Annotated in this window: 18 protein-coding genes and 1 pseudogene; 10 read left to right on the top strand and 9 right to left on the bottom strand. The window is 64.9% G+C overall.

Annotated features, from left to right (window positions below):
• Positions 1-226: 226 nt before the first annotated feature.
• Positions 227-3,130: an autotransporter outer membrane beta-barrel domain-containing protein gene (locus tag HU230_RS16910; protein WP_176530662.1), complete on the top strand. Its 2,904-nt coding sequence runs from the start codon at positions 227-229 to the stop codon at positions 3,128-3,130.
• 353 nt (positions 3,131-3,483) lie between these two features.
• On the opposite strand, the gene HU230_RS16905 is transcribed toward HU230_RS16910, so the two are convergent.
• The gene (locus HU230_RS16905; protein ID WP_176530663.1) at positions 3,484-4,425 is read right to left on the bottom strand and encodes an alpha/beta hydrolase; all 942 of its coding nucleotides are present in this window, start codon (positions 4,423-4,425) and stop codon (positions 3,484-3,486) included.
• A gap of 141 nt (positions 4,426-4,566) precedes the next feature.
• Between HU230_RS16905 and HU230_RS16900 the strand changes: the two genes are divergently transcribed.
• Positions 4,567-5,763 carry an RluA family pseudouridine synthase gene (locus HU230_RS16900; RefSeq protein ID WP_176530664.1) on the top strand — a complete coding sequence of 399 codons (1,197 nt, stop codon included), beginning with the start codon at positions 4,567-4,569 and terminating at the stop codon, positions 5,761-5,763.
• Positions 5,764-5,886: 123 nt separating this feature from the next.
• On the top strand, positions 5,887-7,101 hold the full coding sequence (locus HU230_RS16895) for an amidohydrolase family protein (protein WP_176530665.1): 1,215 nt from the start codon (positions 5,887-5,889) through the stop codon (positions 7,099-7,101).
• Positions 7,102-7,129: 28 nt separating this feature from the next.
• Here HU230_RS16895 and HU230_RS16890 read toward each other — a convergent pair whose 3' ends face one another.
• From HU230_RS16890 to HU230_RS16870, 5 genes are all read right to left on the bottom strand, one after another.
• Positions 7,130-8,188 carry an MBL fold metallo-hydrolase gene (locus HU230_RS16890; protein ID WP_176530666.1) on the bottom strand — a complete coding sequence of 353 codons (1,059 nt, stop codon included), beginning with the start codon at positions 8,186-8,188 and terminating at the stop codon, positions 7,130-7,132.
• Between the two features lie 132 nt (positions 8,189-8,320).
• Entirely contained in the window at positions 8,321-8,779 is a 459-nt protein-coding gene (locus tag HU230_RS16885; RefSeq protein WP_176530667.1) for a GNAT family N-acetyltransferase, read from the bottom strand.
• Positions 8,780-8,917: 138 nt separating this feature from the next.
• Positions 8,918-11,074 carry an alkaline phosphatase family protein gene (locus tag HU230_RS16880; protein WP_176530668.1) on the bottom strand — a complete coding sequence of 719 codons (2,157 nt, stop codon included), beginning with the start codon at positions 11,072-11,074 and terminating at the stop codon, positions 8,918-8,920.
• Positions 11,074-12,882 carry a multicopper oxidase family protein gene (locus tag HU230_RS16875; protein WP_210284220.1) on the bottom strand — a complete coding sequence of 603 codons (1,809 nt, stop codon included), beginning with the start codon at positions 12,880-12,882 and terminating at the stop codon, positions 11,074-11,076. The genes HU230_RS16880 and HU230_RS16875 overlap by 1 nt, the downstream gene beginning before the upstream one ends.
• 347 nt (positions 12,883-13,229) lie before the next feature.
• Complete coding sequence (locus tag HU230_RS16870; protein ID WP_176530669.1) at positions 13,230-13,685, bottom strand: hypothetical protein; 456 nt, start codon at positions 13,683-13,685, stop codon at positions 13,230-13,232.
• Between the two features lie 70 nt (positions 13,686-13,755).
• Between HU230_RS16870 and HU230_RS16865 the strand changes: the two genes are divergently transcribed.
• The 5 genes from HU230_RS16865 (at position 13,756) to HU230_RS16845 (ending at position 18,132) form a co-directional block, all read left to right on the top strand.
• On the top strand, positions 13,756-14,541 hold the full coding sequence (locus HU230_RS16865; RefSeq protein ID WP_176530670.1) for an ATP12 family chaperone protein: 786 nt from the start codon (positions 13,756-13,758) through the stop codon (positions 14,539-14,541).
• A gap of 64 nt (positions 14,542-14,605) precedes the next feature.
• Positions 14,606-16,186 (top strand): flagellar hook-length control protein FliK, encoded by a 1,581-nt coding sequence (gene fliK, locus HU230_RS16860; protein ID WP_176530671.1) that lies wholly within the window; start codon positions 14,606-14,608, stop codon positions 16,184-16,186.
• Positions 16,183-16,446: an EscU/YscU/HrcU family type III secretion system export apparatus switch protein gene (locus HU230_RS16855; protein WP_176530672.1), complete on the top strand. Its 264-nt coding sequence runs from the start codon at positions 16,183-16,185 to the stop codon at positions 16,444-16,446. Before fliK ends, HU230_RS16855 begins: the two co-directional genes overlap by 4 nt.
• A gap of 132 nt (positions 16,447-16,578) precedes the next feature.
• On the top strand, positions 16,579-17,391 hold the full coding sequence (gene blaOXA, locus HU230_RS16850; protein WP_176530673.1) for a class D beta-lactamase: 813 nt from the start codon (positions 16,579-16,581) through the stop codon (positions 17,389-17,391).
• Between the two features lie 84 nt (positions 17,392-17,475).
• Positions 17,476-18,132: a carboxymuconolactone decarboxylase family protein gene (locus HU230_RS16845; RefSeq protein ID WP_176530674.1), complete on the top strand. Its 657-nt coding sequence runs from the start codon at positions 17,476-17,478 to the stop codon at positions 18,130-18,132.
• Positions 18,133-18,161: 29 nt separating this feature from the next.
• On the opposite strand, the gene HU230_RS16840 is transcribed toward HU230_RS16845, so the two are convergent.
• On the bottom strand, positions 18,162-19,517 hold the full coding sequence (locus HU230_RS16840; RefSeq protein ID WP_176534986.1) for an aminotransferase-like domain-containing protein: 1,356 nt from the start codon (positions 19,515-19,517) through the stop codon (positions 18,162-18,164).
• A 154-nt stretch (positions 19,518-19,671) separates the two neighbouring features.
• On the opposite strand from HU230_RS16840, the gene HU230_RS16835 reads away from it, so the two are divergent.
• Positions 19,672-20,598, top strand: coding sequence for a DMT family transporter (locus HU230_RS16835; RefSeq protein WP_224943325.1), 927 nt, complete (start codon positions 19,672-19,674; stop codon positions 20,596-20,598).
• 113 nt (positions 20,599-20,711) lie between these two features.
• On the opposite strand, the pseudogene HU230_RS16830 reads toward HU230_RS16835, so the two are convergent.
• A pseudogene (locus HU230_RS16830) lies at positions 20,712-21,056 on the bottom strand (dienelactone hydrolase family protein); the annotation flags it as partial.
• 211 nt (positions 21,057-21,267) lie between these two features.
• Here HU230_RS16830 and HU230_RS16825 point away from each other — a divergent pair.
• On the top strand, positions 21,268-22,071 hold the full coding sequence (locus HU230_RS16825) for a PilZ domain-containing protein (protein WP_224943322.1): 804 nt from the start codon (positions 21,268-21,270) through the stop codon (positions 22,069-22,071).
• On the opposite strand, the gene HU230_RS16820 is transcribed toward HU230_RS16825, so the two are convergent.
• A complete protein-coding gene (locus HU230_RS16820) occupies positions 22,064-22,465 on the bottom strand; it encodes a DUF4260 domain-containing protein (protein WP_176530675.1) in 402 nt (133 codons plus the stop codon). The two genes, HU230_RS16825 and HU230_RS16820, sit on opposite strands and share 8 nt — an antisense overlap.
• Between the last annotated feature and the right edge of the window lie 20 nt (positions 22,466-22,485).

The raw sequence follows: 22,485 nt of genomic DNA, 5'->3' as shown, positions 1-22,485 counted from the left end.
GTAAGGCGGATGGGTGCTGGTCGTAGCTGGATCACAACACCCAGCAAAAAGCATCATTTTAACGGGTTGGTTTTTGCCGAATCTCTCTTGAGTTGTGATCGCCCGAAGATACCATCGGAAAATTCGCCTTGGATCGAGTTTGACCTGCTGGCGCAAATTGGCGGGTGGCGGTCGCATCGTTGAAAGATTGCATTGGATGATCGGATTATTCCGAATGGGACTCCCGATGAAGGTGCGTGGCGGTGTCGCGCTGCTAATCTATCTTTGCCTTCATGCACCGCCGGCAGTTGCAGTCGATAGCACCTGGACAGGGGGGAACAGTAGCGATTGGAATACCGCCTCAAATTGGTCCAATGCGACAGTGCCTTCGGGCACAGCGAGTTTTGACGGCAATGTCCTCACGACGATCACCTTCTCGTCGGCCGTTACCACCATCGGCACAATCCAGTTCAATTCGGCAGCGACCGACTACACGTTCGCGATCGACAATCCTACGGGCCGAACGGTAGTTCTGAACGGCCTTGGAATCGTGGGTTCATCCGGTGGGCCAACCATAAACTTGGCCGGTGCTTTCTTTTCATCGCTTGTGTTCGCAAACGGTAGTGGGGCCGGAAACGCCATACTCAACAACAGGGGGTTCCTCGGAGGAATACAATTTGTGAACTATAGCTCTGCGCAGAATGCAGTCATCACAAATAACTTTGCAAATCTTTCGTTTCGGAACTCCAGCACAGCTGCTAACGCCAGTATCTTCAATTACAACATCGGCAGTGGCGCTGGCACGACTTTTTCCGACACCAGCACGGCAGCGAATGCGAATATTCTGAACAGTGGTGGCACTGCTCTCACTATCTTTCGCGATCAGAGCACGGCTGGCAAAGCCACAATCGACAATGAAAATTGCGGGGAGACCCAGTTTTTTAATTCGAGCACCGCTTCTAACGCGCGCATCATCGTAGGGAGTTGTGGCGGGGTGACATTTAGCAACACCAGCACTGCGGCCAACGCCGTCATCGCCAACAAATTCGTCGCCACCTTCGGTCAGACTGCTACCGCCGGAAACGCCGTGATCACAACGACCAATGGAGGTCTGACGGCCTTTTATGACTCCAGTACGGCAGGAAACGCCACCTTGGTCACGCTCGACGCGAGTAGAACCGCCTTTCTGGGCAACAGCAATGGAGCGCTGGCGCGGTTCATTACCAATGGAAGCGGCGTCGTCGATTTTTCGCTGAGCAGCGGACCGAACAACGATTTCAAAATGACTGCCGGCTCCATCGAGGGGGCTGGACGTTATCTTCTTGGAGCAAACCAGCTCACCGTCGGCGGCAACAATATCAGCACTGAAGTTTCTGGGACCATTAGCGATTGCGGTCCGGGCGGCCATGACTGCGGTGCCGCTGGCACACTGCTCCCATTTACCTCGGGCTCATTGGTCAAAATTGGTACGGGCACGATGCTGTTGTCGGGGATAAACACCTATACAGGCGGCACCACGGTGAACGGCGGATTCCTCGACGTGATGGGCTCGATCGCATCATCCTCCGGCACGACCGTCAATTCCGGCGGTGCGCTGACCGGCTCCGGCATCGTGAGTGCTACAACAATTGCTGCCGGCGGCATCTTCCTGCCTGGCAGCGGCTTCGGCACGTCGACGAGCGTGCAAGGCAACCTCGCTTTCCAGTCGGGGGCGCTCTATCTTGTGCAGCTCAACTCGGCGACATCAACCTTCGCCGATGTCACCGGCAAGGCGAACGTCTCTGGCAATGTCAGCATAACGATCAATGCCAACGGCATCGTGATGAAGAACTACATGATCCTTCATGCGGCGGGTGGTGTCAGCGGAACTTTCGATGGCGCCTCCGCTCCGGGTGCGCTTGTTCCCACCGTCACCTATGATCCGACCCACGCCTACATCGATTTTAGTTTAAACTTCAGCGCGCAGAGCAATCTCAAACTCAACCAGACCAATGTCGCCGACGCGCTCGCAAATTTCTTCAACAGCAACGGCGGCATTCCCACTGTCTTCGCGACGCTGCAGCCTGCGGGCCTGTCACAAGCCTCCGGCGAACTGGCGACGGGAACGCAGCAGGCGACCTTCAACGCTATGAACATGTTCCAGGGCGTGCTGATCGATCCCTTCATCACCGGACGCAGCGATCCGGTCAGCGGGGCCGGCAATGCCAATGCTTATGCCGACGAGAACCTCGCCTACGCCGCTAAGCGTAAGCCTGATGATGCGCTGGCTGCGATTTACACCAAGGCGCCCCCAACGGCGTCGATCTTCGAGCAACGCTGGAAAGTGTGGGCTGCGGGATATGGCGGTTCGCAGCGGACAGACGGCAACGCGGTGACCGGATCGAACGACACTCGCAGCAGCATTTACGGTACGGTCGTGGGCGTCGACTATCGCATCTCACCGGACACGATTGCCGGCTTCGCGCTAGGCGGCGGCGGCACCAACTTCAACGTCAACGGTCTCGGCGCTGGCCGCTCTGATTTGTTCCAGGCCGGCGCGTTCGTCCGTCACAATGCAGGGCCGGCGTATCTCACGGGCGCGCTGGCATATGGCTGGCAGGATATCACGACTGATCGCACGGTAACGGTGGCCGGCATCGACCAATTGCGCGCCCAGTTCAACGCCAGTGCTTGGAGCGGGCGCATCGAAGGCGGCTATCGCTTCGTGTCGCAAGGCTTTGGCTGGATCCCCTATGCGGCAGGACAGTTCACGACGTTCGACCTGCCGAACTACGCCGAACGAGCCATAATCGGCGCCAACACCTTCGTGCTGGCGTACAACGGCAAGAGCGTGACCGACACGCGCAGTGAGCTTGGTCTTCGTACCGACAAGGCCTTTGCAGCGGCCGATGGGATCCTGACGCTGCGCGGCCGTGTCGCGTGGGCCCACGATTTCAATCCGGACCGTTCCATCGCGGCGGTTTTCCAGACGCTACCGGGCGCGAGCTTCGTGGTGAGCGGCGCCAGGCAGGCATCTGACTCGGCACTGGTGACGGCTGCGGCCGAGAAGACATGGCTGAACGGCTGGTCAGCTGCGGCAACATTCGAAGGCGAGTTCTCCAACGTAACCGAGAGCTACGCCGGCAAGGGGATGGTGCGATACGCTTGGTGAGGCCGGCTTCTGGGCCCAAAACCGACATGCCAGTCACCCGGCGATGTCCGGCTTCAGGGGCAAAGCCGACGTAGCGGATTTATGAGTACACGCCCTAGAGCAAAGCGAGATTAGGCTGCGGCCGCGAATAACGCGTGTTCCCGTTCCGGCCTGCGGCGTCAGTTGCAGAAGCCCGCAAATGCAATATGCAAATTGAGTGACTTCGGAATATTAGAAATATATCCCTGAATTGCCCGACGTGTCAAGTTGCTTGGTCGAACGCCGGCCGCCGCCGGCTACTTTGCATGGGGTTGTTCTCGATATTTTGGTAGAGCCCGCTGCGACGGCCCATAACTTCATATTGCTCTCGCGCGTCACTTGACGCTTTTCACGAACTCCAGAATCTCATCCGTCAGCCGCGTGTCCGGCGTGTTGATCGCGTAGACCTCCGACATATGGCTGTGCTGCGGCAGCATGAAGCTGCGGGCGCAGCCGCTCGGCCGCTTGCAGCTGGCCTGCTTCATGAGCTCGAACTGTTCGACGAAGCGCGGCGGATCGAGCTCGGCCGCGGTGATCAGAAATGGAATCGGACTGGCGACCAGGCCTTGCAGCGAGGAGCGTTCGGCGTAGCGCGAGGGGTCGGAGCCGTAATAGGCGAGCTCAGCGTCGCCGGCGGGCGAGGCGGTCAGATCGTAGATGCCTGACACCATGATCGCGCCGGCAAGGCCGCCGCCCGTCACCTTGTGGAATTCGCTGTGCGAGACATAGCTCGCGACATGGATCGCGCCGGCTGACTGGCCCATCAGGAAGATGCGGCTGGGGTCGCCGCCGCGGGAGCCGATGTTCTCCGCGACCCACTGCACGATCGCGCCCATGTCTTCGGCGCCTGCCGGCCAGGGAAAGGCCGGCGCCAGGCGGTAGGTGGCATTGACGCCGACAAAGCCGCTCTTGGCGGCCCACAGCATGACGTTGTCGTAGAACGGGCTGCCGGGGTTGCGCTTGCTGCCGGCAATGAAGCCGCCGCCGTGGATGTAGATCAGCACCGGCCGTGGCGCCGCCGCCGCTGGGTCGGGCGTGAAGATGTCGAGCAAATGGCGGTCGGCAGGGCCATACTTGACGTCGCGCTCGACCTTGACGCCCTGATAGGGCTCCTTCTGCTGCAGCGGTGCGTAGAGCGCGGCCGTCCTGGGCGGGTCGATGACGCGGCCGAGTTCCAGGAGCTTCCAGGCGAGATCTTCCTGCATCGGGCCTTGCTGCGCCAGCGCCGGTCCGGAGAGCATCAGGGCCGCCGCCAAAGCCGATACCGCCAGTCTCATTCCAAAGCTCCTTCCACGGCTCCCGTCGATTGCCGCATGCAGCCAAACATGGCCAATGTTGCGCCGGATTCGTACCGATTTCGCCGTGACGATTCGCGGCATTTGCGCTACCCACGGGCTTAACTTCGGAGTTGCAACCCCATGAGCCGCCGCGTCAAGAGACCTCTCCGCCCAGCGAGCGACCGCGCCAAAGGCGCGCGTCCCCATCGCGGCCCGGCAGCCGAGCGGGGGCCGGCGCATCGTGCGGGCGGCAAGTCAACAGCGGTGCGCCTTGGCGACAAGCAGCGGGCGCCCAAGCCATTCGTGCCCGAACCGGAGAAGAGTGTCGCCGAGCCGCCGCCGCTGCCGACCAAGGTGCAGACCGTGGTGGTGACGGCGGACGAGGACAACATGCGCGTCGACCGCTTTCTCGAGGCGCGTTTCCCCGGCCTGTCGTTTTCCCACATCCAGCGCATCGTTCGTAAGGGCGAGTTGCGCGTCAACGGCAAGCGTGCGGACAGCAAGGACCGGCTGGAAGAAGGGCAGAGCGTCCGCATTCCGCCGCTGCGGCTCGATACGCCGAAGGCGGCCGCCAGCCTGTCCGAAGCGGCGAAGAAGACCCTCCAGGATCTCAAGGATATGATCCTGTTCGAGGACGCCGACGTGATGGTGCTGAACAAGCCCGCAGGCCTGGCGGTTCAGGGCGGCTCCGGCATCACGCGCAATGTCGACGACATGCTGGAGGTGATGCGCGACGCCAAGGGGCAGAAGCCGCGGCTGGTGCATCGGCTCGACCGCGAGACCTCGGGCTGCCTGCTGATCGCCAAGACGCGCTTTGCCGCGACCGCTCTGACCGGCTCGTTCCGGCATCGTTCCGCGCGCAAGATCTACTGGGCGCTGGTTGCCGGCGTGCCGAAGCCGAAGCAGGGCCGCATCTCGACCTATCTCGCCAAGGAGGAGAGCGAGGAAGACAGCATCATGCGGATTGCGGCGCATGGCGACGAGGGCGCCAGCCACGCCGTGACCTACTATGCCGTGGTCGAGACTTCGGCGACGAAGCTCGCCTGGGTCTCGCTCAAGCCGGTGACCGGCCGCACCCATCAATTGCGCGCCCACATGGCGCATATCGATCACGCGATCGTCGGCGACCCCAAATACTTCAACAAGGAGAACTGGCAGCTGCCGGGCGGCCTGCAGAACCGGCTGCATCTGCTCGCGCGCCGCATCGTGATTCCGCACCCGCGCGGCGGCGTGATCGACGCGACGGCGCCGCTGCCGCCGCACATGCTGCAATCCTGGAATCTGCTCGGGCTCGAGGCCGATCGCTTCGACCCGATCGAGAACGCGCCCGAGGAGTGACGGCGGACGCCGCCTCTCGATATCCGTCGCGGACAGCAAGAACGATCAAAGCGGCTCACTGCGCCGCGGCTATGTTGCCGCGCGCCGGGCACCGCCGGCATGCAACCGTCAGAGAGGCTGTCCATGACCGGGACCTGGTTACGCGTCGCGCTTTTTCTCATTGGCTCGGCCGTCGCCACTGCGGCGGCACATGCCGAGACCGTGGCGCTCCGCGGCGGCACGCTTTACGCATCGGCCGATGCAGCCGCGCTGCCGGATGCGGCGATCGTGATCACGGACGGCGTCATCAGCGCGGTCGGCAAGTCCGGCGACGTCAAGCTGCCCTCGGATGCGCGCCTGATCGATTGCAGCGGCAAGACTGTCGTTGCCGGGTTCTGGAACAGCCACGTGCATTTCACGGAACATGTCTGGCACAACGCCGGCGAGGCGCCGGCCGCGCCGCTGACGCAGCACATGCAGGAGATGCTGACCCGATGGGGTTTTACCACGGTCTGGGATCTCGGCTCCGATCCACGGAACACGCTGCCGCTGCGCAAGCGCATCGCAGCAAATGAGGTCGCCGGTCCCAACATTCTGCTCGCCGGCAACGTGTTTCCCAAGGGCGGGCATCCCGTCTACCTGCCGCCCGAAATCCAGCTTCCTGAAGCCGCGACGCCTGCGGAGGCGGCGAAGTGGGCGCGCGACTGGCTCGCGATGGGCGAGGACGGCATCAAGCTGTTCACCGGCGCGTTCATGGGCGATAAACCTGTCATCAACATGGATCCGGCGATCGCCAAGGCGGCCGTCGACGTCGCGCATGCACAGGGCAGGCCGGTGTTCGCGCATCCGCAGAACAAGATCGGCGTCGAGACGGTGATCGCAGCAGACGTCGACGTGCTCGCGCACACGACGCCCAGCGAGCGGAGCTACACGGATGATCAACTTGCGCGGTTCAAGGCGCAGGGGACTGCGCTGATCCCGACGCTGTCGCTGTTCACGACGGTGGTTCTCGACCCCAACGTCACCAACCGCCTGGTGGCCGCGACCGTCAACCAGCTCAAGCAGTTCTCGGAGAACGGCGGCACGGTGCTGTTCGGCACCGATGTCGGCTTCACCACGCTGTACGACACCACGCAGGAATTCCAGCTGATGCACCGCGTGCTGTCGGAGCGTCAAGTGCTGGCCTCGCTGACGACCAATCCGGCGCGGTTCTTCAAGGCCGCGAAGAAGGGCAGGGTGGAGCAGGGCTTTGACGCCGATCTCGTGGTGCTCGACGGCGACCCGCTCAGCGACGTCGCCAATCTTGCGAAAGTGAGCACCACCATCCGCGCGGGTCACGTGATCTATCAGAAGCCGTGAGAGCCGGCCGGAAACCGGCTGCGCCGGTCTATTTGGCGGGAAGGCGCAAAGTAGCGAGATCCGAGCCGACGATCGTCGTGCCGGTAAATCCGCCTGCCTCGGCGGCGGCGCGATAGTCCGCTTCGGTGAGCGCGCCTCCGGGGACCTTGTAGGGGCCGTGGTGCGTTGCCCCGACCTGTGGCGCGAGGTGGGTCAGCATCAGATACTTGGCGCCCACGCGTTGTGCCATGGCGCCGAGGTCGGGCGCCAGGCTCTGGCGGTAGAAGACGGGCGGCGGCATGCCGCTGTCGCGCTCCGGACCCATGATGGGATGCATGGTCGAGTGCACGATCACCTCGGCGCCTTGTGCCAGCTTCTCGACTTGCGCCGACGTCGACGTCGGACGCGGCGGAGCGGCACTGTCATTGCTGGCATCGCCGCCGATCACGACGCTGCCGGCCGGCGTGTCGACGCGATAGGAGGCATGGCCCGCGATGTGGGTCGAGCGGATCGCGCTCACCCGGACCCCGCCCTTCGACCAGATCACCTGTGGCTCGTCCGTCGGCTCGAATGTGATGAGATGCACAAGCTCGGCAGGTCCGCCAGCCAACCGCCTCTTGTCCTCTGAAACCCGCTGTGCGATTTCGCCGGACTGAACAAAGGCATCGCCGATATGCGCGACAAACTTGCCGCAGCTCAGGGTGAAGCCGAGCGGGGAGGGCGCATCGCTGCTGCAGACCACATCGAGCGCGGCCCCGCCGGAACTCCAGTTCCAGCGCGCGAGCAGCAAGTCGACGAGGCCCTCGGTGTGATCCGAGTGCATATGCGTGAGGAAGACGGCGTCGATCTGGCCGGGCTCGACGTCCAGTTGTGACAGCCTTAGTTCGGTGCCGCGGCCTGCGTCGAACTGCAGCTTCAGCATCCCGCAATCGGAACTGTCATCTCCGTAGCGCACGAGTGTGCCGGCGCCCGCGATGCCATTGCGCAAAGCGGGGCCGCTCATGGTGCCGGTCAAGGTGACGAGCAGGCAGGGCGCCGATTGGGCGGGAAGTGGCAGCAGCAGCCAGATGACGGCCAGCAAGGATGTCGGAAGAATGAAGTGCCGCATGCCGTCCGCTCCCGCGTCGTTCCGGTGATCAGGGAGACTGCCAAAGCCGGCGCCATATCACAACGCTCGGCCGCGCCGCATCGAGGTGTTGTGATCGCGCGGCCGGTTGGTCTCGCCGCACGGTGCGGAAGCTTAAAGCATCAGCTTGTAGCCGAGATGGCTGCCGACGAATCCCAATCGCTCATAGAAGCGGTGCGCATCGGGGCGCGCCTTGTCGGTGGTCAGCTGCACGAGATCGCAGCCTCTCGCTTTGCATTGGTCGATCGCCCATTCGAACATCTGCTGCCCGACGCCCGAGCTGCGGTGCGCCTCGGCAATTCGGACCGCCTCGATCTGTCCGCGCCAGGCGCCCAGGCGTGCCATTCCGGGAATGAAGGTGAGTTGAAGGGTCCCGATCACCTCGTCGTCCAGGGTCGCCACGACCAGAAATTGGTTGGGATCAGCGAGGATGGCTTTGAAAGCGTCGACGTATCGTGGGTTCGGCGGCGAGCTCGGATCCTCGCGCTGTTTCCCCAGGAGATCGTTGGCGAGCAGGGCGATGATCGCGGGAAGGTCGGCGGGTTGTGCCTGGCGGAAAGCGACTGATGTCATTGACCTGAATTTCCATGGAGACGAGACCGGTGCTGCCGGACACGTTACAGGCTCGTTCAGGCTAGGACATCCGCTGGACGCAAATGAAATCCGCCGGCCTTTCGGGCCGGCGGATCGTTGTGTCGCGAGGTGCGGGCGTCAGTGGTCCCAGCCGCCGTCATGATGATGGCCGCCGTCGTCGAAGTCGAAGACGTCGAACAGATCGCTGAGCGCCGGGTTGTTGACCGGAACATAGGGATTGCCGGGCGCCGCGACCGGGTTCGGGAAGTTGTCGCGGCTGCGGTTCGTGATCGGCTCCAGGCGCCAATTCCGCTCGATGAATTTGATGATCGAGACGTGATCGGCATATTCATGCGAGATGTGGCCGTGCCGCGCGAACGGCGACACCACGATCAGCGGAATACGCGTGCCGTCGCCGAAGTAATCGAGCGGCTGCACATAGCCGGAGTCGAAGTAGCCGCCGCCTTCGTCAAAGGTGATGAAGATCGCGGTGTCCTTCGCATAGTCCGAGGTTTGGACCTGGTCGACGATCTTCTTGGTGAAGCCTTCGAACAGATTGAGTTTGGAGGACGACGGGTGACCGTCGGTGAAGCCGCTCGGCTTGACGATCGAGACCGCCGGCAGCGCGTGCTTGGAGAGGTCGGAGTACAGATCAACCGAGTCCTTGATATGGGCTGCGACCTGGTCCGGGTGCGACATGATCGAGGTGTCGTACTGGAACGGGTTGCAGATGTTGCAGTACTCGTCCGCGGTCGGACCAGCCACACCCCAGTTGAGTTGATAGGGATCGTTGACGTAGTTGTTCCACTGGTCGCCGTAGTACTTCCAGGAGATGTTCCGCTCGTTCAGGCTGTCGCCGATGCTCTTGCGGGTCGACGGCGGGATCGTGAACGGCGTGTTGGACGGATTGGTGTCGGTGTAGGCGTTCTTGCCGTTGCCGAAGTAACCCGGATTGTAGTTGTTCAAGAGATAGTAGTGGCCCGGTTCGCAGTTCGCGTTGATGTGGATCCCCTTAAGATAGTCCAGGATCGGCTTGACGCCGGGCTGGCTGGGATCCGAGCAGTCGCTGTAGGAGCCGCCGCCGGACACCGGGCTCGTCTGGTAGGGCGGCGCAAAGCCGCCATTGCCGCCGGCGCCGTAGCCGTCCTCGGTGTACCAGTTGTTGGTGCCGGAAGCCGGGTTCGGATTCTCGATTTCATGCACGATGCCGGCGTCGGGCGTGCCGCCGAACACCTGCGTGCCGTTCGGCGGCACCGCGGCGTTGCCGTAGGTGTCGCTGAAGTAGAGCATGTCGGCATGGCCGAACATGATGTGGTTGGCGCCGGTGCCGCCATTGACGGACTGGTGGAAGTTGTCGCTCATCGCGTATTTCTGCGCGAGCGAGGTGAAGTAGGGCACGTCACCCTTCTGCACGTTGTAGAAGCCAAGCGCCGTCGAACCCTCGCCGGTGGTCGTTGCCGTCGGCGAGTAGTCCGTTGAGAAGTTGGAGGGCTGCGCCGCACCGTTGGCGCCCGCGCCGACGGTCACCTCGACCCAGGCGAACAGGTTGCCACCGCAGCCCGACGGATTGTCACGGCTGGCCGCCGAGTGGTTGCAGTTCAGCTGCTGCCACATCTGGTAGAAGCGATGCACCGGGCTTGCCGAATAGGTGTCGTAGGGCATCGCATCGCTGTTGGTGAGCTGGAACGGACCGGCCGGCAGCGCGCTGACATTGGTGATGCGCTGGTCGGGGGTCTGCGAGGTCTGACCGGTGCCGCCGCTCAGGAGGAACTGGTAGTACTCGGACGGCAGGCCGGATTCCGACTGCTGCGCCAACGCAAGCGACGCCTCGCAGGTGGTGATCGGCGAGCTGCCGCATTTGTTCGGGATGTAGGAGACCTTGGGGCCGCCGACCAGCGGAGCCGGCAATTGATCCTTGGGGAAGTTCTGCTTCGGCGGGCTCAGCAGGAACGCATCGTTCAGGCCGGTATCGGTCGCCGCCTGCTGATGCGCCTTCTCGAAGTTCGGCCCGGGGATCGCGTTCTTCTTGTTATCGAGCTTGACGATGCCCTGCGAGAGCAGGTTGAACACGCTCTGGTCGCGCCGTTCGGGCACGTAGGTCGCGAACACGTGATCGAAGCTGCGGTTCTCGCCGATGATGACGATCACGTGCTTGATCGGCGACCGCGTCTCATGTCCACCGTGGTGATTCCAGTCCTCCGCAAGCACCGGGCCGGCGGTGAACTGACCCAGCGCAAGTGCGCTGAGGGTAAGGCGGCAACCTTGCAGCCAACGTGACCTGTGCTTGTCGCGCATTAAAGCTCTCCTTTTTGCTGATTGAGCGGCTTGGTGGAACTTGCGGTGTCTCGCGGCGCGACCCTGATGCGTCCCATCATGCCGCCGTCCTCGTGCTCGAGGACGTGGCAGTGGTAGACGAAGGTGCCGACGATGTTGGGATCGCGAAAATCCATGCGCAGGCGCACGCTCGGATATTTCAGCATCCGGGTGTTGTAGTAGGGGACGTTGACGGTATCGCGCAGGAACGGCTCGTTGACGGTGACGCCGGACCAGTCGAGCAGCTGGAAGTGCAGCTGATGGATGTGGAAATCATGCAGCTCCATCGAGCGGTTCTCGACGATCCAGTCCTCGACGTCGCCTTGTCTCACGGTGATGTCGGGAATGTCCGATTGCGGATCGAACGGTTTCGGCGTCTCTCCGTCGATGGTCATGAAGAATTTGGTCGGGCTGTTCGGGTCGTTCGCGTTCTCCGGCTGCTCGGAGAAGAACAGCTTCCTGACGCGCACCGGCGCGACGTTGCCGACCCACGGTCGCTCCGGTCGCGGCAGCGGCTCGGCGTGAGCGGGCAGCGCGGCCTGCGGCTCGCTTGTATTGACCGAGGACGTGATCGCGACCAGCGCGCGGTTGGGATCGTTCTCGCCGGCGGGCCCGGTGTCGACCGCGCGCGTCACCAGCAGGGCCGAGCTGCCGGCCGGCGGTCCCTCGACGATGAATTCGGCGCGCGAGCCCGGCGGCAGGCCGATATGGTTGACCCATTGCACTGATGGCGACGGGCTGCCCTGGAACTGCAACGGCACCCCATTGAGCCCGACGATCCCGATCTGCTGCGGGGAGCGGCCGACCAGCAGCGCGAGGTTGAGATAGGTGATCGCGGACGCGTTCAGGACCCGCCAGAGCTGCCGCTCGCCCGGCTTCATCGTGAGCCGGGCCGGCGGATAGTTCGGATAGGGCACCGGCACGAAGTTGACGGAGAGATCCTTCGACGGCTTGCCGAAGCCGGTGCCGGAGTTGGCGACGTCGCCGTCATTATCGAGCTGGCTCTTGGTCATGACCGGCTCGGATTTCGACGGCAGCGCGTCGGGATTGACGAGATCCTGGTCGCGGATCACGAGCAAGCGCTCGGGCAGGCCAGCGAGCTGTGGATCGGCGCGCTCGATGCCTTCGATGATGATGGCGCCCGAGGCGCCGCCGAGCACCTGCGTCTTGCTGAAGCCGTGCAGATGCGGGTGATACCAATAGAGGCCGGGTGGCGCGTCATCCGGAATGCGCAGGCGGTATTCGAACGGCGCGTCGTCGGGCTGGATCGAGGTCTTCAGCACATCATCCTGATGGCAGACCGGCGGCACCGTCAGCCCGTGGAAGTGCAGATTGGTCGAGATCGGCGTCATCGCGCCGCTCTCGCAAACATCGGCCTGCTTTCGCGTCGTGCAGATCGGCGCGCCGGCGAGTGGGCGGTCGATCGCAGGTGCTGCCATATCGAGGTCGACGAGGTCGTTCTTGAAACGGATGACGAGCTGATCGCCCGGCTTCAGCCGCAAGGTCGGCGACGGCTTGCCGTCCCGCGTCAGATAGCAATAGCGGCTCGTTCCGTCCGGCAGCTTCTGATCGTGGATGCTGAGGTCGGTTTCGAGCACGCCGTCGCGGCTGCGCAATTCGGCGGGTTCCTCGATCGCGCTTCCGGGCTCGGGCCGGGCGCAGACGTCCTGCTGCGTGCGCGGCGACTCCGGCAAGCCCGTTGCGCCGAGCCAGGCCGTCATGCCGCTCACGGCAAGCCCGAGGCAGGCCGCGACGATGACACAACAAACGGTCGAAAGTCGTCGTGCCACGCCGCCCCGCCAATACGCCGCCACCGGCGCGCAAGCGCGCACGGACGCCACGCGTGACGCCGGTTCACGTCTTGCGACCGCGATGGTCGACCAATGCTTCTGTTTGGTGTCGCGAGGTTAGCCGCGCGTTGTTGCCGGAATCTGGCAGGTTTTTAACGCGCAGATGACAGCGCCTTGCGGCACTTCGACGCGGAAGTGCGCGCGACGTTCAAACTTGCTGAGCGATCAATCGGATGCACCATTCGCGGACCGAATTGCGGAGAAAGCAGGACGCGCAGGCAACCGTCAGATATTTTTCTCTTGCGCGCCGCCGATCGCATCGCGCGCTGTCGTGTTGACGATCGGGATTAGCGTCTGAACTGCGCCAGAAACATCCGCAACGAATCGTGCGGGCTCTCGACGTCCGCAATCATCCAGCCGTCGGGTCCGTTGACGACGATGAAGTTGAGCGTGACCGTGCGGCCCTCATTATCGAACGTGACCGTCACATCGGTCCTGTCGAACTGCCGGCGCGGAATTGCGACCGAGATCGGGCCGAGCCGCCAGGTCGGGCTCTGCACCAGGAAATCGTAGGGGGCGTCGTGCAGGGCGGTCCAGGCGCCGCGCAGGCTGGAATCGAAGAATTGGCGGCCGGTTTCGTCGTCGCGCGGCAGGCCATTCGAAAATGCGGCGCTGCCTTTGCCATAATGGGCGTAGACGTTGCGGATCAGCGATTCCGGTGTGCGGAACCCGGCGACGGTGGCGGCGGCTCCGAAAACCGTCGCAACCAGCGAAAAACCCGCGAGGAATTTCCCGCGTCCCATCAGCTTTATTTGCCGTTGCCGCTGGCATATCTTGCAGGGAAATCCTCCCAAGCGAAAGCCGGCCGGCGCGATGCGCGAACTCTTCGACGACGTCCCAGACCAATCCCCGCTCGACCCGCAGGAGGCAGTGCGCCGCCACATCCGCAGGCCGCAGCGCAAGCGGTTCTACACCAGCGTCGGCGTGGCCGAGGCTGATGGCGGATTTGCGATCACGCTCGACGGCAAGCAGATCCGCTCGCCGTCCGGCAAGCCGATCATGGTGCCGAGCCGTGCCATTGCGGATGCAGTCGCAGCCGAATGGAATGCGCAGGGCGAGACTATCGATCCCATGACCATGCCGCTGACGCGCCTGGCCAACAGCGTGATCGAGGGGGTGATAGACCGCGTCGACGAGGTCGCTGACGATGCGGCAAAATTCCTCGGCAGCGACCTGCTGTTCTATCGCGCCGGCTACCCCGAGACGCTGGTGGCGCGCGAGGCCGGGCACTGGGACCCGATCCTGTTCTGGGCCGCCGATACGCTCGGCGCCCATTTCGTCATGGCCGAGGGGGTCATGCATGTCGGCCAGCCCGAGCCCGCGATCAAGGCGGCGCGTGCGGCGTTCCCGACCGATCCATGGTCGGTCGCGGCGCTCCATGTGGTGACGACGCTGACCGGCTCGGCGCTGCTGGCGCTGGCGCTCGCCCATGGCGTCCGCGACGAGGACCAGGTCTGGGCGGCCGCCCATGTCGACGAGGACTGGAACATCGAGAAGTGGGGCGTCGACGAGGAGGTCGCTGCGCGTCGCGCCGCCCGGCAGGTCGATTTCAGGGCCGCCGCCGGCGTCCTGAGGGAGTTCGGGCCGGCTGCCGGTTAACGAGACCTTTACGGCGCCGGGCTAGCCTGCGGCACGTCCCTCGCGCCTGGCCGAGACCTCCGACATGGCTATCGCCGTCAATCCCGTGCTGCCGGTGCTCGCCTCGAAGGAGGCGGACAGCGTTGCGCCGGACCTCACGCTGGAGGCCGGCAGCGTCGTCAATGCCCAGGTGCTGAAGGTGCTGTCGGCCGACCTGGTGCGGATCGCGATCGCGAGCCTGTCGATCGACGTCCAGACCGAGGTGCCGCTGCAGCAAGGCCAGAACCTGCAGCTTGCGGTCTCGCAGACCAACGACGGCGTCCGCCTGCAACTGGTCGGGCCGGGGGCTGACGCGGGCGATGCCGTGCAATTGTCGCCGGAGGCGACCAACGCCAGCGCCGCTCCGCAACCCGTCGCCACGGCGCCGAAGGCTGTGCTGTCGCCGCTCGAGCGTGTCACCATCACCGCGACGGCGCAGCATGCGGCGGCGGCGCAGGGCAGCCAAGCGCCGCTGTTTGCCAACCTCACGGCGGTCGCCGCGGCCAATCTGCCGCCGAAGCTGCAGGCCGCCATCGCGCAGGTGCTGGCGCAGCAAACCGGCCTCGACGAGAATTTGAGCGGCGATGCAATCAAGGGCGGCTTCCAGAAATCCGGACTGCTGCTGGAGGCGACGCTCGCCTCGGGCGTTGCGCCGGCGAGCGGCAGCGTGCCCGATCTGAAGGCCGCGCTGATCGTGCTGCGCCAGGCGCTGACTTCGCTCGGCGCTGGCGATGCCACAAGGCCCGCATCCACGCCGCCGCCGCAGCCGGCGCTTGCCGGTGCCGGCACGGCCCCGGGCATTGTGCCGCCGGCAATGCCCGAGCTCGAGGTTCAGGAGATCTTGCTGCCGCAAGCGCGCGTGCCGGTTGCCGAGGATCTCACCCGCGGCGCCACCCACCTTGCCGGCGCTCTCGCGGATGCGCTCGATGCCGGCCCGTCATCGGGCGGCGCGCTCAATCTCATTCAGGAAGCGCTGCATGAGCTCGGCAACCCGGCACGGCAGGGCGCCGCGCCGAGGGAGATGCTGCCCGGCGACGTGCCAGCACGCGGCAGCACGCCGCCACCGCCGTTTCACGGCGCGCTGCCGTCGGCCCAGGCCGTCGCGGGGCCATCGATCGCGCCAGGCACGCCGCTTGCGAACGCTGCGCACCGCCTCTTGGAAAACACCGACGCGGCGTTGGCGCGGCAGACGCTGCTGCAGATCGCCTCGCTGCCGGACCGTGGCGACGGCACGCGCCCGCAGCTCGACACGATGGTGCCGCGCTGGAATTTCGAGATCCCGTTCCTGACCCAGCAGGGCACGGCGATGGCGCAGTTCGAGATTTCCCGCGACGGCGGCGGCAACGAGGTCGAAGCCGCCAAGCGGGTGTGGCGGGCGCGCTTCACGCTCGACGTCGAGCCGGCCGGGCCGGTGCACGCGCTGGTCTCGCTGAACGGCGAGCGCACCTCGGTGCGGATGTGGGCCGAGCGTCCCTCGACCGTCGCGCAGCTGCGTGCCGGCGCTTCCGAGCTGAGCCAGGCGCTGACCAGGGCCGAGCTCACGCCCGGCGATATCGAGATCCGCGACGGCAGTCCGCCGCAACCTGCGCCCGCACGCGCCGGCCATTTCCTGGATCGTGCATCATGAGCGAGACGCAGAACCAGCTCGCGGTCGCGCTGCATTACGATCACGCCGGCGCGCCGCGCGTGGTGGCGAAAGGCAAGGGCGCGATCGGCGCCAAGATCATCGAGGTCGCCAGGGCCAACGATATCCCGATCGAGGAGAACGAAGTCTTGGCCGGCGCGCTCTCCAATGTCGAGCTCGGCGACGAGATCCCGGCCGAACTCTACAAGGCCGTCGCCGAGGTGCTGGTGTTCGTGCTGCGGCTGTCGGGCCGGGCCCGGTAGCGATAGCGTTTTCAAGCGAAGTGGGCACCGGCTCGCGTGAAGAAAACGCGTCAAACAAGTGAGGCTCATTGCCATCCTTTCACCACGATGGCATCAGCATCGTCGTCAACCCGAACCAGCTCAGGTCCCGTCGTGATCCATCGCCGCCATGCGCTTGGTCTGCTTGCTGCCGCGAGCATCCTGCCGTCGCGCAGCTTCGCCAATGTGTCCTACCAGCGCAGCGAGTTTCGTGAGGACCTGCAAAAGCGGTTCTTCGATCTCGGCACCGAGGGCACCTTCGTCGGCTACAAGGTCGACGACTATCTGATCATCGCGAGCGACAAGGTTCGCTCGGGCGAGGGCAGGCTGCCGGCCTCGACCTTCAAGATCCCGAACGCGCTGATCGCGCTCGAGACCGGCGTGGTGCAGGATCCCGACAAGGACGTCTTCAAGTGGGACGGCACGACGCGCAGCATCGAGGCCTGGAACAAGGATCACACGCTGCGCTCGGCGCTCGCGGTGTCGGCCTTCCCGGTGTTCCAGGAGGTCGCCCGCCGGATCGGCGAGGAGCGGATGAAGAAGTATCTCGACGTCATCGACTACGGCAACCGCGACATCGGCGGCGGCATCGACCAGTTCTGGGTGACGGGCAATTTGCGGATCGATCCGGTGCAGCAGATCGATTTCCTCGACCGGCTGCGCCGCGGCGTGCTGCCGGTCGGCAAGCGCCGCCAAGAGCTGGTGTGCGACATTCTCCCGGTCACGAAAGTCGGCGACGCCGTCATTCGCGCCAAGACCGGTCTGACCGACAAGGAGCACGGCGCGCTCGGCTGGCTGGTCGGCTGGGCCGAGAAGGGCAGCGAGGTCACCGTGTTCGCGATGAACATGGACTGCAAGACCCAGGCGCAGATCGAAGCGCGGATGAGCGTCACGCAGCAATGCCTCACCGATATCGTCGCGCTGTGACGGGCTGACCTGCGTACGCTGCGACTGGTAGGCGGGCCGCCGCTCGATTAGCATCCTCCGATAAAAGCAAAATCGGAGGGAATCATGCAATCAGCTTCGATCTGGCTGTCGTCGCTCACGCTGGCGGCGGCCGGCGGCTGGCTCGCGGCCACAACGTTTTCGGCGCCGGCCACCAGCAAGGAGCCGCGCTTCCCACAGCTCACGATGGATCAGCTCAACGACCAGCAGCGGCCGCTCGGCGAGGCGATCATGAAGGTGTCGAGCGTCGGCATCGGCGGTCCCTACAATCCGATGATCCGGAGCCCGGTGCTCGGCCAGCGGCTCTACGATCTGTTCTATTATCTGCGTTGGCAGACCTCGGTGCCGACCAGGCTGAACGAGTTCGCGATCCTGATCATCGGCCGGCAGTGGCGCTCGCAGGTCGAGTGGTTCGCGCATGCGCCGCTCGCGGCCAAGGCCGGCTTGTCGACCGATCTCATCGCCGAACTCAAGGCCAGCAACCGCCCGTCGAAAATGGCCGACGATGAGGCCGTGGTGTACGATTTCGTCACCGAGCTGACCACGACCAAGAAGGTCTCCGACGAGACCTATGCGCGGGCCAAGAAGGTGTTCAACGATCAGCAGATCGTCGATCTCACCGCGGTGGCCGGCAATTACGTGATGGTCGCGATGCTGCTGGCGATGGCGGAAGAGACCGTGCCGCCGGGCAAGGAAGAGCCATTCAAGGTCGGCGAGAAGTAGGGCGCAGCGCCGTATCGATCGGGTGCTTGCTAGCGCCCGATCGCGCGCAGCAAGGCCGGCATCAGCTTCGGGTCGCGGCATTGCGCGACGTTGAAGCGCATGAAGCCGGTGGCCGATTGCGTGGTGCTGAACACGTTGCCCGGCGCCAGCACGATGTTGTCGGCGAGCGCCGCGCGCGCCACGTCGGCGGAGTCGCAACCGTCCGGCAAGCGGCACCAGAGCTGGAAGCCGCCGCGCGGCATCAGCCACGGCTCGATGCCGATGCGCTGCAGCTTCTCGCCGACGTCGCGGCGGGCGCGCGCCAGCCGCCGGCGCAACTCCTCGACATGCTTGCGGTAGAAGCCGGTCGCCAAGACGCTCGCGATGATTTCGGTCGCGACCGCACAGGGGCCGCCGAATCCGGTGGCGACCTGCAGATCGACCAGCTGCTCGATCCAGTCGGCGCGCGCCGCGATGAAGCCGCAGCGCAACGACGCCGACAGCGTCTTGGAGAAGCTGCCGATCCGGATCACGCGGTTCAGCCCGTCGAGCGCCGCGAGCCGCGCCGACGGCTCCGGCTCGAAATCGGCGAAGATGTCGTCCTCGACGATGGTGAGGTCGAAGGCTGCAGCCACGTTCAACACGCGGTGCGCGGTCTGCGGCGACATCGTTGCCCCGGTCGGATTATGTAGCCCGGACACGGTGATGTAGAGCCGCGGCCGCTCGGCTTCGAGCACCGCCTCGAAGCTTGCGACATCGGGCCCCGATGGGGTGTAGGGCACGCTGACGAGTTTGACCTGATGGGCGCGCAGCAGCGCCCGGAAATTGAAATAGCAGGGATCGTCGACCAGCACGGTGTCGCCGGGCCGCAGCAGGAAGCGGCAGATCAGGTCGATCGCCTGGGTGCCGGACATCGTGAGCAGCACCTGCTCGGGCGACACGTCGAGGCCCTCGTCGGCGAACCGCGCCATCAGCATGCGGCGCAATGCCAGCGAGCCGCGCGTCGCGCCGTAATCCGCGAGCACGGCGTCCTCGGCCCGCGCCAGGCCGCGGAACGCGCGCCGCAGCGCCTCGGTCGGCATCCAGTCGGCGGGCAGCCAGCCGCAGCCCGGCTTCAGCGCGCCGCTCGCGGCGTCGAGCGATTGCCGCGACACCCAGAACGGATCGACGGCGCGGTCGTGCTGCGGCTGGTCGTTTGCCAGCGCCAGCGGCGGCAGCGCCGCGGACGAGACATAGAAGCCCGAGCCCGGCCGCGCCCGGATCAGGCCCTCGGCGGCGAGCCGGTCATAGGCCTCGACCACGGTCGAGGGCGAGACGCCCATGGTCGCGGCAAAGCTGCGGATCGAGGGCAGGCGGTCGTCGGCGGCGAGCGCGCGACTCGCGATCCTGGCGCGGATCGCGTTCATCACGCCGGTGGTCCGGGTCGCCTTTGGCGCATTGAATGATTGCCGCAAGTGTATGTCTACCTTTACCCATACAGTTTGGCGATATTGTATTGATCCGTAACTGCCTTGGCCAGCCCGTCGCCGCTATCCTCGCCTGCGAGCGTTGAGGTGTGCGATGAGCGATTCGAAGACATTGTCGGGGAAGTCTTGGTCGGGGAAGTCTTGGGCGGGTGAGGGGCGCAGCAGCGCTTCGCTGGAGGGCTGGGGCAGCGGCCTGCTCGGCGTGATCATCTTCAGCGGCTCGCTGCCGGCCACCCGCGTCGCGGTCGCCGGGTTCTCGCCGCTGTTCCTGACCTCGGCACGTGCGGCGATCGCAGCGCTGCTCGGCGCGGCACTGCTCGCGCTGCTGCGGCAGCCCTGGCCGGAGCGCAAGGACCTGGTGTCGCTGACCATCGTCGCGCTCGGCGTCGTGATCGGCTTTCCGCTGCTGACCGCGCTGGCACTGCAGCACATCACCTCGGCGCACTCGATCGTGTTCATCGGGCTATTGCCGCTGTCGACCGCCGTGTTCGGCGTGCTGCGCGGCGGCGAGCGGCCGAAGCCGCTGTTCTGGCTGTTCTCCTGCATCGGCAGCGCGACGGTCGGCGCCTTCGCCCTGTCGGGTGACGGATCGGCGTCGCTGGCCGGCGACCTGCTGATGATTGCTGCCATCATCGTCTGCGGCCTCGGCTATGCCGAAGGCGCGGCGCTGTCGCGCAGGCTCGGCGGCTGGCAGGTGATTTCCTGGGCGCTGGTGCTCTCGGCGCCGGTGGTGCTTCTGATGACGATCATGACGCTGCCGCCGAGCTGGCAGGGCATCGGCGCGCCGGCCTGGCTCGGGCTCGCCTACGTCTCGATCTTCAGCATGCTGGTCGGCTTCGTGTTCTGGTATCGCGGCCTTGCGCTCGGCGGCATCGCCAGCGTCGGCCAGTTGCAGCTGTTGCAGCCGTTCTTCGGCCTCGTGCTGGCCGGGCTGCTGTTGCATGAGCAGGTACGCTGGTCGATGATCGCGGCGACCATGCTGGTCGTCGCCTGCGTCGTGTTCGCGCGCCGCTTCGCGTGACGGCTAGAGCGGGATGATTTCCATCATCCCGCTCTAGCCCTTTGTTTTGCGCATGATCTTTTCGGAAAACCGCTACACGCTTTTCCGGATCATGCTCTAGCTCAGCTTGAACAGCGGCCGAGCAGCGCCTGGTTCGGTCCGGTGGCGGTCAGGCCGCGGCCGGAGAAGCCGTCGATCACGAAGGTCGAGATGCCCATGGCGTTGAAATGGCGGACCCAGCCGTCCATCCCGGCGCCGACACCGCTCGAGCCGTGCATCAGCACCACGACCGGGAGCCGGCCGCTGCCTTGCGCGATGCGGAATTCGCCGCCGACGGTGACCGGCTTGTCGTTGCTGTCGCCGGTGAGGAACTGGTGGTCGGAGATCGTCAACGAGGGGATGGCGTAGATCTCGGTGCGGGCCGCGATCGCCTTCGGGATCTGTTGCGCGCTGGTCTCGATGCAGGCGAACAGCAGCATGCTGAGAAGCACCGCTCCGATGGCTGCCGATCGGCCGTAGGTGAGCATGATTTCCCCCTCTGACTCGGCCGAATTGTAAAGCGCGCGCTAACCATGCCAAGCGCTAATTCACCCCGTCGGCGGCACGGTCCCGCACTGTTACGGATCGGGTTTCAGTGATCCTTAAGCGGAGCTGCCCACCTTGCGCGCTGACGCGACATCAGAGGGGCAGATGACCTTCAGGTTCATTGCGCCTGACGCGATCAGGTCGCCAAGCCAGCGCGCACTGTTGGAGCAGTGGGATCAACTGGCCGCCGGCCGGCCATTTCCCGCATTCGCCGAGTTGAAGCCGGATCCCGCGACGCACGATCCCCGGCAACTCGTCGCATGGGCGGTCGAAGGCGAGGGACGCCTGCGCAAATTCCGTGCGATGTATCAGGGCGAGCATGTCGCCGAGGCGTTCAATTCCGCCTGGGCGGGCAAGACCATGGAGCAGGTGGTCTCGATGTCGCTCCGGCGCATCACGCTGAGGCCGGCGAAGGAGTGCGCCGAGAGTGGTTGCGCGGTCTACATGGTGTTCTCCACCGTCGATGCGAACGACCAGCAGGTCGATTGCGAGCGGCTGCTGCTGCCGTTCGGCAGCGACGGCGAGAAGGTCGAGCATCTGCTGGCGTCCCTGCAATTGACCGTGGTCGGAAGCCGGCCACGCATTCTCAAGCATTTCGACATGCAGGCGGACGTGCGGCTGCAAGGCAGGATCCGCTCCGGCTTCTCGACCGGCGCGACCAGCGAGGCCGCTGGCGACCAGCGCAGGGCTCTCAGGCGCAACGTCGCGCGCGCGGCGCGGATCAGCTTTGCCCGGCGCAGCATTACCTGCATCGTGCGCAACCTCTCCGCGACCGGCGCCGCGGTCGAGGCTACGAATCCCGCTGTCATCCCCGACAGCTTCAGCCTCGTGCTGGAAATGGAGACGACGGAGCGGCATTGCCGCGTGATCTGGCGCAGGAAAGGCCGGATCGGCGTCCAGTTCAGCTGAGCTTTCCGATTCGCCCGAGATGGGTGAAGCCAAAGCCTTTGGAATATTTCAGCCCGTAGCCGAGCGCGCGGTCGATCCCGATATGGGCGAGCCAGATCATCGCGATCGAGAGCACCAGCGGTCCTTCGCCGGCAAAACCCAGCGTCATCAGCGCCACCGGCGCCAGATAGGTATGGGCGGCGTTGTAGGCGATGGCGCCGGCCCGCGGGCTGATCAGGTAAGCGGCAAAGCTGAAGTCCGGCACCAGGAACAGCAGGACGTAGACCAGCCAGGAACCCTCCCACTTGTAGTAGAGCACGGTCATCCCGACGAACAGAACCAGCCCCTCCAGCCGGAGCAGGGTGCGCACCCCGCCGGTCGCGGCGCCGGTCTCGGCCGTGGTCGCATCAGTCATCGCTGTCTCCCCAGATGTCG

The organism is Bradyrhizobium quebecense (assembly GCF_013373795.3).
Taxonomy (GTDB): domain Bacteria; phylum Pseudomonadota; class Alphaproteobacteria; order Rhizobiales; family Xanthobacteraceae; genus Bradyrhizobium; species Bradyrhizobium quebecense.
The sequence above is the reverse complement of the archived record's forward strand: the minus strand, read 5'-3'. Positions and strand labels throughout refer to the sequence as shown.

What these genes read in the sequence shown, in the direction of transcription:
- HU230_RS16825 (WP_224943322.1), top strand. Translation starts at nt 21,268, where the DNA reads ATGACCTTCAGGTTCATTGCGCCTGACGCGATCAGGTCGCCAAGCCAG.
- HU230_RS16910 (WP_176530662.1), top strand. Translation starts at nt 227, where the DNA reads ATGAAGGTGCGTGGCGGTGTCGCGCTGCTAATCTATCTTTGCCTTCAT.
- fliK (WP_176530671.1), top strand. Translation starts at nt 14,606, where the DNA reads ATGGCTATCGCCGTCAATCCCGTGCTGCCGGTGCTCGCCTCGAAGGAG.
- HU230_RS16855 (WP_176530672.1), top strand. Translation starts at nt 16,183, where the DNA reads ATGAGCGAGACGCAGAACCAGCTCGCGGTCGCGCTGCATTACGATCAC.
- HU230_RS16820 (WP_176530675.1), bottom strand. Translation starts at nt 22,465, where the DNA reads ATGACTGATGCGACCACGGCCGAGACCGGCGCCGCGACCGGCGGGGTG.
- HU230_RS16835 (WP_224943325.1), top strand. Translation starts at nt 19,672, where the DNA reads ATGAGCGATTCGAAGACATTGTCGGGGAAGTCTTGGTCGGGGAAGTCT.
- HU230_RS16870 (WP_176530669.1), bottom strand. Translation starts at nt 13,685, where the DNA reads ATGGGACGCGGGAAATTCCTCGCGGGTTTTTCGCTGGTTGCGACGGTT.
- HU230_RS16900 (WP_176530664.1), top strand. Translation starts at nt 4,567, where the DNA reads ATGAGCCGCCGCGTCAAGAGACCTCTCCGCCCAGCGAGCGACCGCGCC.
- HU230_RS16845 (WP_176530674.1), top strand. Translation starts at nt 17,476, where the DNA reads ATGCAATCAGCTTCGATCTGGCTGTCGTCGCTCACGCTGGCGGCGGCC.
- HU230_RS16885 (WP_176530667.1), bottom strand. Translation starts at nt 8,779, where the DNA reads ATGACATCAGTCGCTTTCCGCCAGGCACAACCCGCCGACCTTCCCGCG.
- HU230_RS16890 (WP_176530666.1), bottom strand. Translation starts at nt 8,188, where the DNA reads ATGCGGCACTTCATTCTTCCGACATCCTTGCTGGCCGTCATCTGGCTG.
- HU230_RS16895 (WP_176530665.1), top strand. Translation starts at nt 5,887, where the DNA reads ATGACCGGGACCTGGTTACGCGTCGCGCTTTTTCTCATTGGCTCGGCC.
- HU230_RS16840 (WP_176534986.1), bottom strand. Translation starts at nt 19,517, where the DNA reads ATGAACGCGATCCGCGCCAGGATCGCGAGTCGCGCGCTCGCCGCCGAC.
- HU230_RS16905 (WP_176530663.1), bottom strand. Translation starts at nt 4,425, where the DNA reads ATGAGACTGGCGGTATCGGCTTTGGCGGCGGCCCTGATGCTCTCCGGA.
- HU230_RS16865 (WP_176530670.1), top strand. Translation starts at nt 13,756, where the DNA reads ATGCGCGAACTCTTCGACGACGTCCCAGACCAATCCCCGCTCGACCCG.
- HU230_RS16880 (WP_176530668.1), bottom strand. Translation starts at nt 11,074, where the DNA reads ATGCGCGACAAGCACAGGTCACGTTGGCTGCAAGGTTGCCGCCTTACC.